Origin of the sequence: Robbsia sp. KACC 23696 (assembly GCF_039852015.1) — a bacterium.
Lineage (GTDB): Bacteria > Pseudomonadota > Gammaproteobacteria > Burkholderiales > Burkholderiaceae > Robbsia.
The window spans coordinates 2,658,599-2,674,664 of sequence record NZ_CP156626.1 but is presented as its reverse complement, the minus strand read 5'-3'; the positions used below and the strand labels follow the sequence as shown (position 1 = coordinate 2,674,664).

Here is a 16,066-nt window from a genome sequence, read left to right as displayed (position 1 = left end):
CGCAGAGTTTCCCACGCATAGTTGACATGGAAGATCAGGACGAGTCGCTTGGACGTACCGCCGTGCGCGGTGACGTCGATGCACGTCCGCTTCCGTCGGAAACGCCGACCGTCGCGTCGTCCACAGCTCAGGCCTTCACGCCTGAAATGGCGGATGCGGGCGGCGCGCCGGTTCACGACGGGGGGCCGTCGCCGCCGCCAAAGTCAGGCGACGCGACGACTGTCGACACTGCGCCAGATAGCGGTATCTATCAGCGATTGGTACAGAGCATCACGGACTATGCAATCTACATGCTGGATACCGAGGGTCTGGTCCGCACGTGGAATGCCGGCGCGCAACGCGCGAAAGGGTATACGGCCGAGGAAATCGTCGGACGTCACTATGGCTGCTTTTATTCGGCGGAGGACCGTGCGAAGGACCTGCCCGCGATCAACCTCCGGATTGCCCGAGAAGAGGGTAAGTTCGAGGCCGAGGGGTGGCGTACGCGCAAGGACGGGTCGCAGTTCTGGGCGCACGTCGTCATCGACCCGCTGTACAGCCCGGAAGGGGAGCTGTTCGGCTATGGCAAGGTAACGCGCGATTGCACGTCGCAGCGCCGGATGCGCGAGCAGGTTGCGGCTAGCGAGCGTCGGTTCAAATATCTCGTCCAGGGCGTGACCGATTACGCCATCTATATGCTGGACGTGAACGGGATCGTCACGAACTGGAATGCGGGGGCGGAGCGGGCAAAGGGCTATACCGCGTCCGAGATCGTCGGCAAGCATTTCTCCTGTTTTCATACGCAGGAAGACCGGCTTGCCGGATTGCCGATGGTCAGCCTGCATGAGGCGCGCCAGCACGGCAAGTTTCAGGTAGAAGGCTGGCGGGTCCGCAAGGACGGCTCGCAATTCTGGGCACATGTCGTCATCGATCCGATTTACGACGATGAGGGCGAGCTGCTCGGCTTCGGCAAAGTCACTCGCGATTGTACCGAGGCGCGGCGTTTGCTCGCGCGGACGAAGGAACAGGAGCAGCGCTTCCGCGCCTTGGTCGAAGGCGTGACCGATTACGCGATCTATATGCTCGATCCGCACGGCATCGTCTCCAATTGGAACGCGGGTGCCGAGCGGGCAAAGGGCTATAAGGCCGGCGAAATCGTCGGCAAGCATTTCTCGACCTTCTACACGCCGGAAGATCAGGCGAAGGGCATTCCCGCCCTCGGGATCGAGACGGCGAAACGGGTCGGCAAGTTCGATGCCGAAGGCTGGCGCGTACGCAAGGACGGCACGCAATTCTGGGCGCATGTCGTGATCCAGCCGGTCTACGACGATAACGGTGCACTTTTCGGCTTCGCGAAGATCACCCGTGACTGTTCGGAACAGCGCAAGCACGCCAATGTGCTGGCGGCCACCTCTCAGAACCTGAACCTCGCCTTGACGAATATGCGTCAGGGCTTGTGCCTGTTCAATCAGAGCGGCGAATTGGTGCTGTCGAATCGCCGTTTTTCCGATGTCTTCGAGTTGCCGCCGGATGCTCTGACACCAGGGATGTCCTTGGAGCAAGTGGTCGCGCGTATCTCAGAAGTCGTGCCGCTGTATGAGCAGCCGGCAGTCGCGGAGCATCTGCGGCGCCTGACGGTCTCCCTAGCCGATCGCGAAAGCTGGGTGCGCGAGACGATGGAGTTGGAGGTGTCGTTCCGCCAACGCACGATCTCGGTCAGCACGCGGATGCTGGCGCATGGCGGCTGGGTGTCGACGGTCGAGGATGTGACCGAACAGCGGATGACGGAGCAGCGCATCCAGCATCTGGCGCATCACGATACGTTGACGAATCTGCCGAATCGGACCAGTTTCCAGAATCGGATCCGCCAGCTGTTGAACGCGACCGGCATCGAGCGTAGCGGTTTCGCGCTGCTCTATCTCGATCTGGATCGATTCAAGCCGGTGAACGATTCTCTCGGCCATCATATCGGCGACCTGTTGTTGAAGGCGGTCAGTCAGCGGCTATTGCATATTCTGGGTGAGGGCGAGCAACTCGCTCGGCTCGGCGGCGACGAGTTCACGATCGTGACCACGTCCTGTCGAACGGCGGCGCAGGCGCGGGCCTTGGCGCAGCGATGCATCGATCAGCTCGATCATCCGTTCGAGATCGCCAGCAATGAAATCAGCATCGGCGTCAGCGTCGGTGTGGTACTGCACGCGGACAACGCGACCGACGCTGATCACCTGCTGCAACAGGCGGATCTGGCTTTGTACAAGGCCAAGCGCGAAGGACGGAATCGTTTCTGCCTGTACGAACCCGGCATGAGCGATCCGCTGCGTACGCGTAACGAGATCGAGGAAGACCTGCGTCGTGCCTTGCGCAGCGACGAGCTGACCTTGCACTATCAGCCGATCATCGATGCCGCGACCGGCCGCGTCACGGCCTGCGAAGCGTTGCTGCGGTGGCGCCATCGTCGCCGCGGCGTGATGGCGCCGGCGCAGTTTATTCCTGTGGCGGAAGAGCGCGGGATGATGCATGAATTGGGCGCCTGGGTCATGAAGCGCGCCTGTATCGATGCGATGAGCTGGCCCGACGATGTGCGCTTGAGCTTGAACGTGTCGCCATCGCAATTGCTCTATCACGAATTCATCGGCGCACTGGCCATTGCGCTCGACGAGTCAGGTTTCCCGGCGCGGCGTCTCGAGCTGGAGATCACCGAGACGGCCCTGCTGGAAAACGCCGAGACACCCAGGCAGATCCTGAAGGAAGTGCGGGCGATGGGGATCGGCGTGGCGATGGATGATTTTGGCACCGGCTATTCGTCCTTGAGCTTGTTACAGAGCTTTCCGTTTACGCGGATCAAGGTCGATCGCAGTTTCATCAAGGAACTGGGACGCAATCCGAAGTCGATGGCAATCGTGCGATCGGTAATGAGCCTTTGCCGTAGCCTCGGCATGGCCACGATCGCCGAAGGTGTCGAAACGCAGGCGCAACGTGAAACGCTGCTGGCCGAGCACTGCACGGAACTGCAGGGCTTTCTGGTGTGCCGACCGATGCCGCTCGTCGATGTGCTGCGGTGGTTCGACACCCTGCCGGAAGCGGTTCGCTCCGGGCGCAAGTCCGGTACCGAAATACGTGCTGGCTTGGCGCAGACGTCGGCGACGGCCGCTCAGCCGAACATCGCCTCCGATAAGGCCTGACGACCGAAGGCGGCGGGGCCGATCAGGCCGCCCGTTGTCGCATCGCCGCGGCGACGGGCGCTTGCACCAGGCCGAGCCGCTCAAGCGTGGCGGCCACGCATAGGACCTGGTCTTCGCGCCAGGGTGCGCCGATGATTTGGACGCCGACCGGCAAGGTCGGATGCGCATGCCAGACGGGGACCGTGCAGACCGGCAGGCCGATGCAGGAAATGGGTTGCGTCAGGATGCCCATGTTCGCGCGCACCGCCAGCGTATGACAACCCACTTCCATCATTTCTTGACCGGCGAGCGTCGCGGCGCACGGCGTGGCCGGTGCAAGCAGGATATCGACATCGGCCAACAGCGCGGCGACGGCTTCGGCATACGCGCGCCGCACGCGGTAGGCGCGATGCACCCAGGCGGCAGGCAGCAATGCGCCGGCGAGGAAACGGTCGCGTGACAAAGGCTCGAACGCCTCCGGCTGCGTGCGCAAGTCAGGAAGATGCAGCGCGGCCCCTTCGGCATTGGTGATCAGGAAGGCGGCCGCGCGCCCGGCTTCCACCATTGGCAGCGCGACCGCACGTTGGACGTTCAGCGCCTTGGCGATGCGGTCGACGGCGGCCAGGCTTTCCGGCTCCGCATACTCCCGGAACCAGCCATTCAGGACGGCGATGCGCAATGGGCGGCCGTTGTCCGATTCGCCTGCCAGTGTTTTGAGGACCGGCGCCAGCGTTGGCTCGACCGGACGCCCCGCGCAGCCGGCGTCACCATCGGACGACGCCTGTTGCATCACGTCGTAGCTCAGCGCCAGATCGCGCACGCTGCGCGCGAACGGGCCGAGATGATCGAGGCTGTCGACAAAAGGGTAGGTGCCGGTACGCGGCAGGCGGCCAAAGGTCGGCTTCAGGGCGAACGTGCCGCATAGCGAGGCGGGCACCCGGATCGAGCCGTTGGTGTCGGAGCCGAGCGATATGGGCACCTGGCCCGCGGCGACGGCAGCGGCGGAGCCGCCGGAAGAGCCACCGGCGATCCGTTCGATATCGTGTGGATTGCGCACCGTGCCGTGGTGTGAGTTCTCGGTCGTAAAGCCGTAGGCGTACTCGTCCATATTACAGGCGCCCACGAGGATCGCGCCGGCGGCTTCCAGTGCGGCGATCAACGGGGCGTCGGTCCTGGCCGGCGGCCGCGATGCTTCGATCTTCGAACCGGCGAGCGTCGTCAACTCGGCGATGTCGAACAGGTTCTTCACCGCGAAGGGGACGCCAGCGAGCGGCAGGGCAGAGAACGCCTCGACATCGCGCGTGCGCAATGCATCGAGTGCGTTCGCGCGCTGTTTTGCGCGGGTCTCCAATACGGCGGTGAAGGCGCGCAAGCGGCCATTCGTTGCGTCAATCTGTGCCAAGGCGGCTTCGACGAGTTCGATGGCGCGCACTTCACCTTGTCGCACCGCGTGCGCCATGCCGGTCGCGTCCCCTTGAAACAGCCGTGCGACGGCCGCTTGCGGAGTGGGTGACGTTGCCGTCATGCGGCGCCTGCCGTATCGGCATGGGGCGCTCGCGTAGGCGGGCAGACCGGCGCGAAACGGACCGCCGGTTCGACACGCTCCGATAACGGGATCTGATCCAGTTGCCGCGCCATGGCGGCAGCCAGGCCGAGATAGCGCAAGACGCCGGGGCGATACGCGGGATCGAGCGGCAGATCGAGCGCGACGGAGGCCGCGTTCATAAACGCATCGAGGTCGGCAGCGGAGAGGCCATTGCCATGCGGTGGCGCGGCATTGATCTTGGGGGCGTCTTCGGCGCCGGTGGCGTCGGCATGGCTGAGTGTCTCAGCGGGGTCGGGCGTGGCCGGGGAGGTCGGCCAGGTCGAAGGGAGACTGTTTTGCGGCATCATCGGCATGGGCTTCCGGCTGACGTCTGGCATGACAGGGTGTTCCTCCCATGCCGACTTGGGAATCATGGTACGCATCATAGTCGCTGCGCGCTGCGTATCAAAATTCGACAAACGCTTGAAAGGCGCTATTGCCGATGACGCCGCCCGTTCCCGCGTCGCCAAAAGAAAAAAGCCCCACGATCTGTATCGTGGGGCCTTTCCTGCAACGAAATGAGTACCGTCGCGAATTTGGTGGGTAGTACAGGGTTCGAACCTGTGACCCCTGCCGTGTGAAGGCAGTGCTCTACCGCTGAGCTAACCACCCGAGGTCTTTTCGCCAGCGCCGCAGTGCGGTTGCTGCTTGCTTGTGCTGTCGAGGAACGAAATTATAGCAGCGTTTTTTCGCTTTGCAAGCGTAATTTCCGAGACCGTCGCCTACACGGTGACGCCGCGTCGTCGGCGCAACATCCGGGGCGACTGTCCCGCTGGCGTTCTCTCTTCAGGCGGCGGGCGCAACGTCTTCCGCAACCGGTTCCTGCAACCAGACGCATTTGCCTTTCGAGGCCTTGTTCAAGTCGGCAAGCATCGCGTCGTGCGTGGCGCCTTCCTCATCGGTCGCGCGCAAAACCGGGAGCACCAGCGTGGCCATCGCCGCGGCGGATCGCGCCGCCGTCGCCTGGCCGCTGCCTGCGTGATGCTCGTGGTCGCCATCGCTGTCGTCGATCACCAGGCTTTCCTGGCCACGCGTCAGCGACAGATACACCTCGGCGAGCAATTCCGAGTCGAGCAGCGCGCCGTGCAAGGTCCGATGCGCATTACTGATACCAAAGCGGTCGCATAGCGCGTCGAGCGAATTGCGTTTGCCTGGGAAGGCCGCTTTCGCCATGACCAGCGAGTCGATGATCTCACCCACTTGGCTGACGAAGGACGGCCAGCCCAGGCGCGCGTATTCGGCCTCGATAAAGCCGACGTCGAACGGCGCATTGTGAATGATCAGATCCGCGCCCAGCGTGAAGTCGCGGAAGGCCTCGGCGATTTCGGCGAACTTGGGCTTGTCCGACAGGAATTCCGTCGTCAGGCCGTGAACGGCGAGTGCGCCCGGATCGCTGTCGCGTTCCGGGTTGATATAAAAGTGCAGGTTCTTGCCGGTCAGCCGACGGTTGACCAGTTCCACCGCACCGATTTCGATGATCCGGTCACCGGTCCGAGGATTTAGGCCCGTGGTTTCGGTATCGAAGACAAGTTGTCGCAGCATGGTGTGTCGCAGAAGCAGGGAGGGCGGCAGCCAAGGGCGCAGGCGCCGCTACTCGGGCATGAAAGGGGGCGTCATGATGCAGCGCTGACGCCCGTCGCCGCGATGCGGCGAGGGGATGGGGCGATTATAGCCGGTGGAGGGAGGCGGGTTCGACTTCCGCATGCGACATGCGAGATGCCGCTGCTCGAACGCAGGTTCGGATCTTGTGCCACCTTGAACGAGGCCAGTACGCGCTTAGGCGACGTCGTGCGCCTGCTTCAACGACTTGGCCGCATCGATCGGCAGCGCCGGGATGGGTGGGCAGTTTTTGGCTTTTCGCGCTTTATGCAAGACACGCTCACGTTCGTCGGCGCTGTCCTCAGCATAGGCTTCGTCGATTGCATCGCTTATGCCGTAATCGAGGAAATAGGATCCGACATCCCATAACGAAAATTCACTAGCCTTGCTGACATGGGCGCGGAATGTGTTGATCTTCGCCATTTCCGCGACCGTTTGTTCGCACGTCATCGATCGTACGTCTTGGGCTTTCAATGGCGGCATCTCGCCGTAACTCGAGCAAGCGGTCAAGGCGGAAACGAGGGCGATCATGGCGATGGCCTGCATTCTTTTGGGCATCGCGAAGGCTCGTCTTGAGTCGTATCACTCGTGAGTAAGGGGGATCTTTTGCCTTACGCCTGACAGCAGTGTATGCGTAAGTAAGGAAATATTATGTTTTAAATCAATTGCTTGAGAAATGGGGTGGGGTCTTAATTGTATTTGATCTGTGGAGTGCCCATGCAAAGATAGTGAGGCGATCGACACTGCGATTGGGGAGGTGGGGATGGCAGTGGGCGGGGCGCGAAGAGTCTCCGCGCCCGTCCATGCGGTGCGGTACGCCGGAATCCAAGCATGCTCCGGCGTTGCGCGCTGCTACCCCGGCGCGCGCAACGATTCCACGCCGCGATTCGCCAGCGCGTCGGCGTGCTCATTGCCCGGGTGTCCGGCGTGGCCCTTGACCCAGCGCCATTCCACCTCGTGTTTCGCGGCGATGACGTCCAATTGGCGCCACAGGTCGGCATTTTTCACCGGGGCCTTCGTCGAAGTGACCCAGTTACGCGCCTTCCAACCGTGGATCCACTCACTGATGCCTTTCTGCACATACTGCGAGTCGGTCCAAATCAGCACCTTGCAGGGCCGCTTCAATGCCGTCAGCGCGGAAATGACCGCGAGCAATTCCATCCGATTGTTGGTCGTGTTCGGCTCGCCGCCGAACAACTCTTTTTCCTTGTCGCCGAAGCGCAATACCGCGCCCCAGCCGCCTGGGCCCGGATTGCCCTTGCAGGCGCCGTCGGCGTAGATTTCGACGATGCCGTCATCACTCATGTCTGTCCTTACTTACAGTCGCGATGCCGACGTAGGTGTCGGCGCCGCTGCAGGCGTCAGTGCCGAAGGCACCGCCGCCGTTTTCTTTTTCCAAGTCGGGCCCACTAGCCGCATGCGTCGTTCGCGCTTGACGGCGGTGATCAGATAGACCGCACCGAAGATCGGCCACCACCGGTCGCCCGCCGCTTCCATGAAGCGGCAACGCTCCAACCATTTCGCGCTTGTCAACGGTGGCCGGTAGCAGCCGAAGCGGCCCCGGCTCAGTTCGAAGCCGAGCAGCTTGATCCAATCCTTCAGCCGCGTAAAGGCAATCAAGTCCGTTTCCGCCGGCACGAAGGGCCGATGTGTCCGGCGTCCCACGGATTGCCGCACGCCCCAAAGGCTCAAGGAGTTGAAGGCCGTGATGACCAACTTTCCTTCCGGCACCAATACGCGTTCCGCCTCGCGCAATAGCGCATGCGGCTCGGCCGTGAATTCGAGCGTATGCGGCATCACCAGCAAATCGAGACTTTGGCTCTCGTACGGCAATTCGCCGAAATCGGCCCAGAGTGTCGTACGCTCCGGTGGCGCGTGCAGCAGCGGCACATCGGTTTGCGCAAGCAAGGCATTATCCGAGCGCCGCCGCGGCCCACGTCCGCCCGCATGATGACCATGCAGGCCGGCATGCGGCATTTGCCCCGGATGCACGAGGCGGTCCGCACCGGGTCGGGTCGGGGGAAGGAGATACGGCGAACTCAGCGGACTTTCCGGGTCGAGCGTCAGCACGCGGCTCGGCATCCGGTTCTCTCGCAACGCATCCAGTTGCGGCAGCCCGAGTTGCACCGCGCGGTATCCGAACATATCGCTGACGACGCGGTCTGCCTGCGCCTGCTCCCATGCCAGGACATAACGCCCTGCGGGAGATTGCGTCCAGTCGGACCAGTCTATAATCGGTCGCTCAGCCATGCGCCCCCAATCGAAAACACCGGCAGCTTACCGCGCTGCCCCCATTCCAAGCCCATGATGCCGCCTGCCTCGTCCATACCCTCGCCGCTGTCCACCGATGCCGATGCCCGGTTCGACGTCGTCCCGCTTCCTGCATTCAACGATAACTATATCTGGATGCTGGTGCCGCGGTCACCCTCGGCAGACCTGTCCGCATGGCCGGCCGTCGAGGTGGCGCCCGGCGTGCAGCGGCCGGTGGGCATCACCGTCGTCGATCCCGGTCAGGCCGCACCGGTCATGGCCTACCTGGACGCGAACAATGCGTATCTGAGCGCTATTCTACTCACGCATCATCACGCGGACCATGTCGGCGGCGTACCGGAACTGTTGGTCTTCGCCGAACAACAGGTGCAGGAAGGACAGGCGCCGTCTGTTCCGCCGGTGTATGGGCCCGTTGGCGAAGACATCGCGACCGTGACGCATCCGGTATCGGGCGGCACGGTGGTTGAGACGGTGTCGCCGCGGGCGCATTTTACGGTAATCGACGTGCCCGGCCACACCCGCGCGCACATCGCCTACTTCATGGCGGGCGCGAGTGCGAGCGCAGACGGGGCGGCGCCGCCTCCGGCCGACGGCGCGGGCACGGCGCCCGCCAGTATCGACCAGAATCAGCCCCCGCGGGTTTTTTGTGGTGATACGCTTTTCGCGACCGGATGCGGCCGCTTGTTCGAAGGCACGCCGGCGCAGATGTTGGCGTCGCTCGACCGCTTGGCGGCATTGCCGGACGCGACGCTGGTGCACTGCGCCCACGAGTACACGCTGTCGAATATTCGCTTTGCGCGGGCTGCCGATCCGGAAAACGCCGATCTGTCGGCCTGGTCGGAACAAGCCGAGGCGCTGCGTGCGGCTGGCCGCCCGACGGTGCCGACGACGCTGGCGCTCGAGCGGCGTGTCAATCCGTTCCTGCGCGCCGATGCGCCGGCCATCGCCCCGCAACTGCGCGCGGCGATGGCGGGGCAGGCGCACGGTGCGGTGTCCGAGGGACCCATGTCGCGACTCGCTGCGTTCACGCAATTGCGTGCGTGGAAAGATCGATTCTGATTCCGGGCGCGGGGTTATTGCATGCTCTTACTTTAAAAAATGCTTGCAGCCCCGCGATTTCATTGAGATTTTTTTGTAACGGTGGTTGACGCGCGGGGCGGGTTTCCTTACCATCCTGACAACTCCCGCCCTGGTTTCCCGTTATCGAGACGGCTTCTTCATGCGATTGATCCTTTGTGCGCTGCTGGCGCTAATGCTGTCTGCTTGTGCCGGCACGGCGAATATGGCGAATGGCTCCGATGGCTATACCAACGCCTACGCCACCAATCAGGACCAAGGCAAGGAAACCGCGCAAAGCAAAGCCTTGCGCCGCGCTTCGGCGAGCAAGACGATCGACGTCGATCATAGCTCCGTCGATTCGCTTGCATCGAACGATACCGATCTTTGGGGCCGTATCCGTCGCGGCTTCCAGATTCCGGATCTCTCCGGCGATCTGGTCGACAGCCAAACGAACTGGTACGTCACGCGTCCGGACTATGTCCAACGGATGACCGATCGTTCGCGTCTCTATCTCTATCACATCGTCGAACAGCTCGAAGCGCGGCATATGCCGACCGAGCTGGCGTTGTTGCCGTTCATCGAGAGCGCGTACAACCCGCAGGCGCTGTCAGTCGCGAAGGCGGCAGGGATGTGGCAGTTCATTCCGGGCACGGGCCGCGACTACAACCTCGCGCAGAACATGTTCCAGGATCAGCGGCGTGACGTGCTGGCATCGACCGATGCGGCACTGGACTATCTGTCTCGCCTCCACGATATGTTCGGCGACTGGCAATTGGCGCTGGCGGCGTACAACTGGGGTGAGGGCAATGTGCAGAAGGCCATCGCCCGAAATGCCGCGAAGGGCTTGCCGACCGACTATGCCAGCCTGAATATGCCGAACGAGACGCGCAACTACGTCCCGAAGCTGCAGGCGGTGAAGAACCTGATCGCGGATCCGGCCAAGTATGGTCTGACCCTGCCGGAAATCCCGAATCACCCGTATTTCGTCACGGTGACCACGTCGCGTGATATCGATGTGAAAGTGGCTGCGCAACTCGCCGATATGAAGCTCGACGACTTCAAGGCGCTAAACCCGTCGTTCACGAAGCCGGTGATCCTGGGCTCGACGCAACCGCAGATCCTACTGCCGTTCGATAGCGCCGAAGTGTTCGCGCGCAATCTGAAGCACTATTCGCTGCCCCTTTCGAGCTGGACCACGTATCAAGTCAGTGCACGGGAACGGCCGAAGGACCTCGCCGAAAAGATCGGCGTCGATCCCAAGTTGCTGATGGCGGTCAACAAGATTCCGTCGGGCATGCGCCTGAAGCCGGGTTCGACGATCCTGGTGCCGAAGTCCGATGACGGTCCGGCTGTAGGCGATATCAGCGCCACCGTCGCAGAAAATGCCGTGTTGTCGATCGAGCCGGACCAGCCGATCTATCGTCGCGTGTCGGTGCGCGTGCCGCAGCGTGAGTCGGTGACGTCGCTTGCGTCGCGGCTCGGCGTGTCGGTGTCGGAATTGCGTCGCTGGAACCGGACGCGTGCCGCATCGGTGCGGGCCGGTACGCAACTGGTGGTGTATGTCCGCGAAGATGTCGACGGCGGTGCACGGCCGGTGAAATTGGAGACGGTGTCCTTGCGGGATGACGATGACTCGCGTGGTCGGGTGATCCGGGCGTCGGATCGTGTCGATGCGCCTGCACCGGAAGAAAAGCCGGCAACGCGGACGACGCGGCGGGCTGCAACGACCGCACGTGCCCGCACCGAAAGTCGTAGCGCCAAGGCGGAAAGCCGCCCGGCCATGCGGGAAGTCGCGCGCGAAACCAAGCACGAAACAAAGACGGTGGCGTCGAGCCGCCGTGCCGTGCCGGAGAAGCGGGTCGCGAAATCTGAAAAGGCCGCGCCGAAGGTGGCTGCCAAGCCCGCGGCGAAAACCGAGAAGTCGGCGGGCAAGTCCACGACGCGCCGCGTCGCGTCCCGCTGATCGGTTCCTGCCGCTGCGCTTCCTCGCGAAGCGCGCACGTTGCCTCCTGCCTCGCCCCTCCCTTCTCACATCGCGTTCGCCCTCTTGGGGCGTCGTTCGCCCTCGCTGCGGGGCAAGCGAATCACGCGTTGAAAATCACTTCGATATCCGAGCGTAGCGCGATGGGTTTGAGCGTGCCGTCGATCCATTCCTGATCGATCTTGAGGGTGGGGACTTTCTTGTCGATGTCCGTAGGCGAGCGGATCCAGATGGATTGGGGATCGGTGATCGTCAGCGTCTCCAGCATCACCATCCCGAGTAATGTCTGAACCCATTCGCGTCTGAGCGGCACCGTTATCAGCGTCAAGGACGCGATATGCAGATTCAGCGCCAGCGCGTGCGTGGCGATCTTTCCGAACGTGCCCTTGACCAGCGTCAGCGCAACAACGGGCAAAACCAGCAGTGTCTTGCCACTCGCCTGACCGCGGGCGGGCGTACAGATCAATTCATGCAATTTGACGGTACGTCTTCGCAGCGGCGCGAACAACCAAGTGTCCCCGGTATGGATTCCGGTGTTGGCGATATCGAGCCGATGCAATGGCGGCGCGTAGATCAGCGAGGCCAGTTGGCCGATGCGGCCATGCAATGTCAGGTTCAACGTTGCATCGAGGCATTTAATGGCATCGCAGGTCCCTTTGCTTAGACCGACATGCCCGATGTAGTCGATATGGCGGATGTTCAACGCTTTTAAAAGCCGTGCAAAGGTCAGGTCGCAATGCTCCGGAATGTCGACATCGATGATCTCCATTGTTAAAACGTATCGCAAACCGAGCAATTGACCGATGGTCGCATCATTCACACTGCCATCCCGTAACTGCAGATGCTCCGACTCTCGATCATATTGAATCTCGGGCTTTCTCGGAGAGGCACCGGAGCGCGGCGAGTTGCCCTCGTCGATCGAAAGCGTCTCGGAAATACACGAGTTGATGGCTGACGCGAAGGTAAAATGCCTCGCGGAAACAGAGGAAAGAGTGAAAGTATTCATTGGAACTCCACGGCAGCGTTGGATTGTGCTTTGCTAGAGCACCTTAACGTTTCCTCCGACTGACCGTGCGGGGCTGGCTACGCCAGACAGGTCAATCGTTCGGGCTTGCCTGTGACACAGGAAGGGAACCGCGATGCCGCGCGCCGGTCTGGCGCCCTGGCGTTGGCCCGTCGCGCGGGTCTGCATGATCGTTTCTTTAAATAAAAATGATGGCGCAGCCGGGCGCCCCCGGCTTTGTCTCAAGCCATTTCGTATCGATAGGCGCCGGCGGCAAGACGTTTCCGAGGTGAGGCTCCCTTTTTGCTGGAGTGGGATGCCTGATGAAAAGTGTTTTCAAGCTTTTCATTGACGATAGTTTCACCACCCAGTCGCGATGGAGGGGAACACGGACGAACATTAACGATTCGATCGTCGTATTCCAAGCCAGTCCGTCTATGGCGATATCATCGATCGCGCCGGTCAGTGTTAGCCGGGACACGTTCAAGTGCGACAATATTCGCCCACTCCGATCGCCCGGCGCGCTCTTGCATATCAACTGCTTCAGCGTTGTCGTACGCTTGCAAAGGTGGATACAGCATTCATGGCTCGTGTCGATATCGGACTCGCCGAGATTGAGCAATTCCAAATGACCATATCGCGCGAGTGCATCGAAGTCTTGCCCTGGGATCGCGTGGTTGACCTTGCAAATCAGCTTGGTACCGATAGATTCAAGCGCTTCAATGAAGGCGGAATCGGGGAGTGTCCACGTCGTGAGCACAAGCCCGCTTAAGGCGTGGAGGCGTATTGCCGCCGCCAGCCCCTTGGCTTCGCTCGCGACCAGCGTAACGTCAATCAGTTGAAGTGCGTTCAACGTCTTCAACTTCATTAAGGCGTAAATTGCCGACGCGTCTAACGTGCCGTTGACGAGCGTCAGTTCCATCGGTCCGTCGGGCAGGGCGGCCCAGTCCTCCCTATGCCAGTTCGGCCAGCCCCCATTGACGATTTCGGAGCCGGCCGGGTCCCAGACGTCATACCGGGGTATCAGGCATTTTTGAAGACACGGGGAGTGCGAAATAGGTTCCGCGCTGTCGCGGACGAGGGGAAGGGCGGTAAGCATCGGCGGGCGAGTCCTGGAAAGTGATCGGCGCGAGGCAAGTTGGGGATCGCGGCTCTCAGTCACCCCGTGAAGACAACCGTGCCCTCTATTGCAGACTGAACGCACACAGACGTCGCCGCATCACGCGCAACTTCGCCTGCTGGAATGGTTAGCCTGCCAGCGGATGTTGTGTCCTTACGCGTAATCGCTGAATGAGATCTTGTTTTGATCGATACTGCTCAAGCCGGACACAAAATCGTGATCGATGGGCGACGCGAATTGCGCTGTCGCTTCGACTGCGGTACGGACCGATCTCGGGCGCACGAGTTTCAGCGACGCTAAACGGCTCATCCGCAGTAACTGACGCACCCAGTCTCGGGTGAGCGGTACGTCGACGAGCGTGATCGATTCGATGCGCGTATTCCACTCGAGTCCGAGTGCGGTGTTGTCGCCGAAGTGAGGCCCGGTGAGAATTAAGTGACGCACGCGCAAATGTGTCAGCGCTTTGGCGCTGCCGCCGTCGCAATTTTCCGATTTGCAAATCAAGGTATCCAGCAACGGATCGCCCGATACCAGCGACATCTGATTGATACACGCTAGCGTCAATGCCTCTCTCGCATCGAGGCGATGCAGATGCGATGCGCCGATCCATTCGTTGCGAAAGTACGATCCGGTCTTCACGTACAGCGTCGACGGAATTTTTTCGAGAGTTGGATCGATCCATTTCGGCGCATATAAGCCGGTGTAGTAAATTCTTTCGATTTTTCGTGCCATCAATGTGCAATGAAACAGCGTTTCCATTTCCGGCGGAATGGTGACGTTGACCAACTCCAATGTCGTCAACTTATCTAAACGCATCACCGTGGCGATCACAGTTGTGTCGAGTGTGCCGCGTTGCAGCGTTAGATGCGCAATGTCCCCGCTTAGCGCATCCAGCGCTTCGTCGTTCCAATTCTGACTGTCGGACCAACTGGGCGTAATGGTCATGCGCTTGGGGTGGAAGTCGAAGGACGCATCATTGATTTGATCGAACGCCGGCTCCGCGCTATAGCGGATCAGGGGAAGCGGGGTAAGCATTGGTCGGGCGTTCCTGGACGTTTGTCGGCGAAAGCGGGCGCACGGTTCACTGCGCCTTGGCATGGCGTGAAGAGCATGGTGCCGTGTTTTGTCGCAGTATCAAATGGGTAAAGCGCAGCGTCGTCAGGAAATTCGCTTGCCAGAGCGGGGCGTTCTCACCGAGTCGCCGCGCGGTTCTACCTTCGCTATCCGGACGTCGACCGGATCGTAATCGAAGGGCGATTTTTTTTTATGACGCTGCGATTGCCAGAACAGGATGGGCTACGTGGGCCCGGCACGGTCAGGCGCGGTCCTTGAATGTAACTTTGCCTTGGTCGTGGCGACTCAGGCCAGACACAAAGTCCTGATTCACCATCGGTTCGAAGGTCGTTTCACGCGCGCCCACGGTGGCGAAGGGCTTTGGTCGTACGAGCGTCAGTGACTGAATGTTGGGCATCCGCAATAGTTGTTGCACCCATTCGCGTTTGAGCGGCACGTTCATCAGCGTGACTGATTCGAGATGGGTATTGCCCTCAAGCGCTAGCGCGGTGCTGTCGTCTAACGTGCCGTCTGCGAGGATTAAATTGCGCACCGGAATGTCTTTCAGCGCGTCCGCTTTGCGTGTGTCCCATTGAGAGGGTTCTAAAATCAAGGTGTCCAACAAGCGCTTGCCGTGCATCAGCGAGATTCTGTGCATCGGCAGAACCGACGGTGAAGCGACTGCTCTCGCGTCGAGGCGCTGTAAACCCGGTGCATCGCCCCATGCGATGGCGCTGAATCCGACGATTTTCATATAGAGCTTCGAAGAGATGCACTTCAGGCCGACATTCATCCATGTGGGATCGTCGAAGCCACTGTAGTACATCCGCTCCACCGCCACCTCTCGTTGCCGCAATGTGTCGATGAACGGCATACCGAGCCGAGACGGGATGTCAACGCCAACCAGCTCTAGCGATGTCAGCTTCTCCAAACGCTTCACGGTGTCGATGACGGCCTCGTTGAGTTCGCCGAGGTGCAACGTCAGGTGGGCGACCCCGTCGTCGAGTTCGCTCAGTGTCTCGTCGTTCCAATTCGGGGCGGTCGAATAAATGTGCCCAGGCCAAGTGACATTCTTGTCGGTTTCGAATTGTCCATTCACCAATCTGTGTAGTCGCGGTGCATTGACTTGGTCGAAAGCGGGCTCCGCGCTATCGCGGACGAGGGGAAAGGGGCTAGGAGTGAGCATCGATTCGGTAGTCCTTAAAGATTGTATATGCAATGTCCGTGACGGACCGCCACATTGAGTTGCACCGTG

General features: G+C 61.2%; 13 protein-coding genes and 1 tRNA gene. 3 read left to right on the top strand and 11 right to left on the bottom strand.

Annotation, left to right across the window (positions count from 1 at the left end):
- Positions 1-26: 26 nt before the first annotated feature.
- The gene (locus ABEG21_RS11155; protein ID WP_347554677.1) at positions 27-3,161 is read left to right on the top strand and encodes an EAL domain-containing protein; all 3,135 of its coding nucleotides are present in this window, start codon (positions 27-29) and stop codon (positions 3,159-3,161) included.
- A gap of 22 nt (positions 3,162-3,183) precedes the next feature.
- On the opposite strand, the gene ABEG21_RS11150 is transcribed toward ABEG21_RS11155, so the two are convergent.
- The 7 genes from ABEG21_RS11150 to ABEG21_RS11120 all read right to left on the bottom strand — a co-directional run bounded on the left by ABEG21_RS11150 (position 3,184) and on the right by ABEG21_RS11120 (position 8,574).
- The gene (locus ABEG21_RS11150) at positions 3,184-4,665 is read right to left on the bottom strand and encodes an AtzE family amidohydrolase (protein ID WP_347554676.1); all 1,482 of its coding nucleotides are present in this window, start codon (positions 4,663-4,665) and stop codon (positions 3,184-3,186) included.
- Positions 4,662-5,063 carry a DUF4089 domain-containing protein gene (locus tag ABEG21_RS11145; protein ID WP_347554675.1) on the bottom strand — a complete coding sequence of 134 codons (402 nt, stop codon included), beginning with the start codon at positions 5,061-5,063 and terminating at the stop codon, positions 4,662-4,664. The genes ABEG21_RS11150 and ABEG21_RS11145 overlap by 4 nt, the downstream gene beginning before the upstream one ends.
- A gap of 199 nt (positions 5,064-5,262) precedes the next feature.
- A tRNA-Val gene (locus ABEG21_RS11140) sits at positions 5,263-5,337 on the bottom strand.
- Positions 5,338-5,511: 174 nt separating this feature from the next.
- Positions 5,512-6,264 (bottom strand): DNA polymerase III subunit epsilon, encoded by a 753-nt coding sequence (gene dnaQ / locus ABEG21_RS11135; RefSeq protein ID WP_347556740.1) that lies wholly within the window; start codon positions 6,262-6,264, stop codon positions 5,512-5,514.
- Positions 6,265-6,501: 237 nt separating this feature from the next.
- Positions 6,502-6,882 carry a hypothetical protein gene (locus tag ABEG21_RS11130; RefSeq protein ID WP_347554674.1) on the bottom strand — a complete coding sequence of 127 codons (381 nt, stop codon included), beginning with the start codon at positions 6,880-6,882 and terminating at the stop codon, positions 6,502-6,504.
- Between the two features lie 294 nt (positions 6,883-7,176).
- On the bottom strand, positions 7,177-7,629 hold the full coding sequence (gene rnhA / locus ABEG21_RS11125; protein WP_347554673.1) for a ribonuclease HI: 453 nt from the start codon (positions 7,627-7,629) through the stop codon (positions 7,177-7,179).
- Between the two features lie 12 nt (positions 7,630-7,641).
- Positions 7,642-8,574 (bottom strand): methyltransferase domain-containing protein, encoded by a 933-nt coding sequence (locus tag ABEG21_RS11120; RefSeq protein ID WP_347554672.1) that lies wholly within the window; start codon positions 8,572-8,574, stop codon positions 7,642-7,644.
- Between the two features lie 57 nt (positions 8,575-8,631).
- Here ABEG21_RS11120 and gloB point away from each other — a divergent pair, with 57 nt between their 5' ends.
- Positions 8,632-9,654 (top strand): hydroxyacylglutathione hydrolase, encoded by a 1,023-nt coding sequence (gene gloB, locus ABEG21_RS11115; protein ID WP_347556739.1) that lies wholly within the window; start codon positions 8,632-8,634, stop codon positions 9,652-9,654.
- A 160-nt stretch (positions 9,655-9,814) separates the two neighbouring features.
- Entirely contained in the window at positions 9,815-11,617 is a 1,803-nt protein-coding gene (locus tag ABEG21_RS11110; RefSeq protein ID WP_347554671.1) for a transglycosylase SLT domain-containing protein, read from the top strand.
- A gap of 121 nt (positions 11,618-11,738) precedes the next feature.
- Here the strand turns inward: ABEG21_RS11110 and ABEG21_RS11105 are convergent, their stop codons facing one another.
- The 4 genes from ABEG21_RS11105 to ABEG21_RS11090 form a co-directional block, all read right to left on the bottom strand.
- Positions 11,739-12,455, bottom strand: coding sequence for a hypothetical protein (locus tag ABEG21_RS11105; RefSeq protein ID WP_347554670.1), 717 nt, complete (start codon positions 12,453-12,455; stop codon positions 11,739-11,741).
- A 382-nt stretch (positions 12,456-12,837) separates the two neighbouring features.
- Positions 12,838-13,560 (bottom strand): hypothetical protein, encoded by a 723-nt coding sequence (locus ABEG21_RS11100; protein ID WP_347554669.1) that lies wholly within the window; start codon positions 13,558-13,560, stop codon positions 12,838-12,840.
- 351 nt (positions 13,561-13,911) lie between these two features.
- Positions 13,912-14,793 carry a hypothetical protein gene (locus tag ABEG21_RS11095; protein WP_347554668.1) on the bottom strand — a complete coding sequence of 294 codons (882 nt, stop codon included), beginning with the start codon at positions 14,791-14,793 and terminating at the stop codon, positions 13,912-13,914.
- A gap of 280 nt (positions 14,794-15,073) precedes the next feature.
- Complete coding sequence (locus tag ABEG21_RS11090) at positions 15,074-15,997, bottom strand: hypothetical protein (RefSeq protein WP_347554667.1); 924 nt, start codon at positions 15,995-15,997, stop codon at positions 15,074-15,076.
- Positions 15,998-16,066: the final 69 nt, after the last annotated feature.

Excerpts from the sequence above, each read along its gene's own strand:
- ABEG21_RS11155 (WP_347554677.1), top strand. The coding sequence starts at position 27 with ATGGAAGATCAGGACGAGTCGCTTGGACGTACCGCCGTGCGCGGTGAC.
- ABEG21_RS11150 (WP_347554676.1), bottom strand. The coding sequence starts at position 4,665 with ATGACGGCAACGTCACCCACTCCGCAAGCGGCCGTCGCACGGCTGTTT.
- ABEG21_RS11145 (WP_347554675.1), bottom strand. The coding sequence starts at position 5,063 with ATGCCAGACGTCAGCCGGAAGCCCATGCCGATGATGCCGCAAAACAGT.
- ABEG21_RS11130 (WP_347554674.1), bottom strand. The coding sequence starts at position 6,882 with ATGCCCAAAAGAATGCAGGCCATCGCCATGATCGCCCTCGTTTCCGCC.
- rnhA (WP_347554673.1), bottom strand. The coding sequence starts at position 7,629 with ATGAGTGATGACGGCATCGTCGAAATCTACGCCGACGGCGCCTGCAAG.
- ABEG21_RS11120 (WP_347554672.1), bottom strand. The coding sequence starts at position 8,574 with ATGGCTGAGCGACCGATTATAGACTGGTCCGACTGGACGCAATCTCCC.
- gloB (WP_347556739.1), top strand. The coding sequence starts at position 8,632 with ATGCCGCCTGCCTCGTCCATACCCTCGCCGCTGTCCACCGATGCCGAT.
- ABEG21_RS11110 (WP_347554671.1), top strand. The coding sequence starts at position 9,815 with ATGCGATTGATCCTTTGTGCGCTGCTGGCGCTAATGCTGTCTGCTTGT.
- ABEG21_RS11100 (WP_347554669.1), bottom strand. The coding sequence starts at position 13,560 with ATGGAACTGACGCTCGTCAACGGCACGTTAGACGCGTCGGCAATTTAC.
- ABEG21_RS11095 (WP_347554668.1), bottom strand. The coding sequence starts at position 14,793 with ATGCTTACCCCGCTTCCCCTGATCCGCTATAGCGCGGAGCCGGCGTTC.
- ABEG21_RS11090 (WP_347554667.1), bottom strand. The coding sequence starts at position 15,997 with ATGCTCACTCCTAGCCCCTTTCCCCTCGTCCGCGATAGCGCGGAGCCC.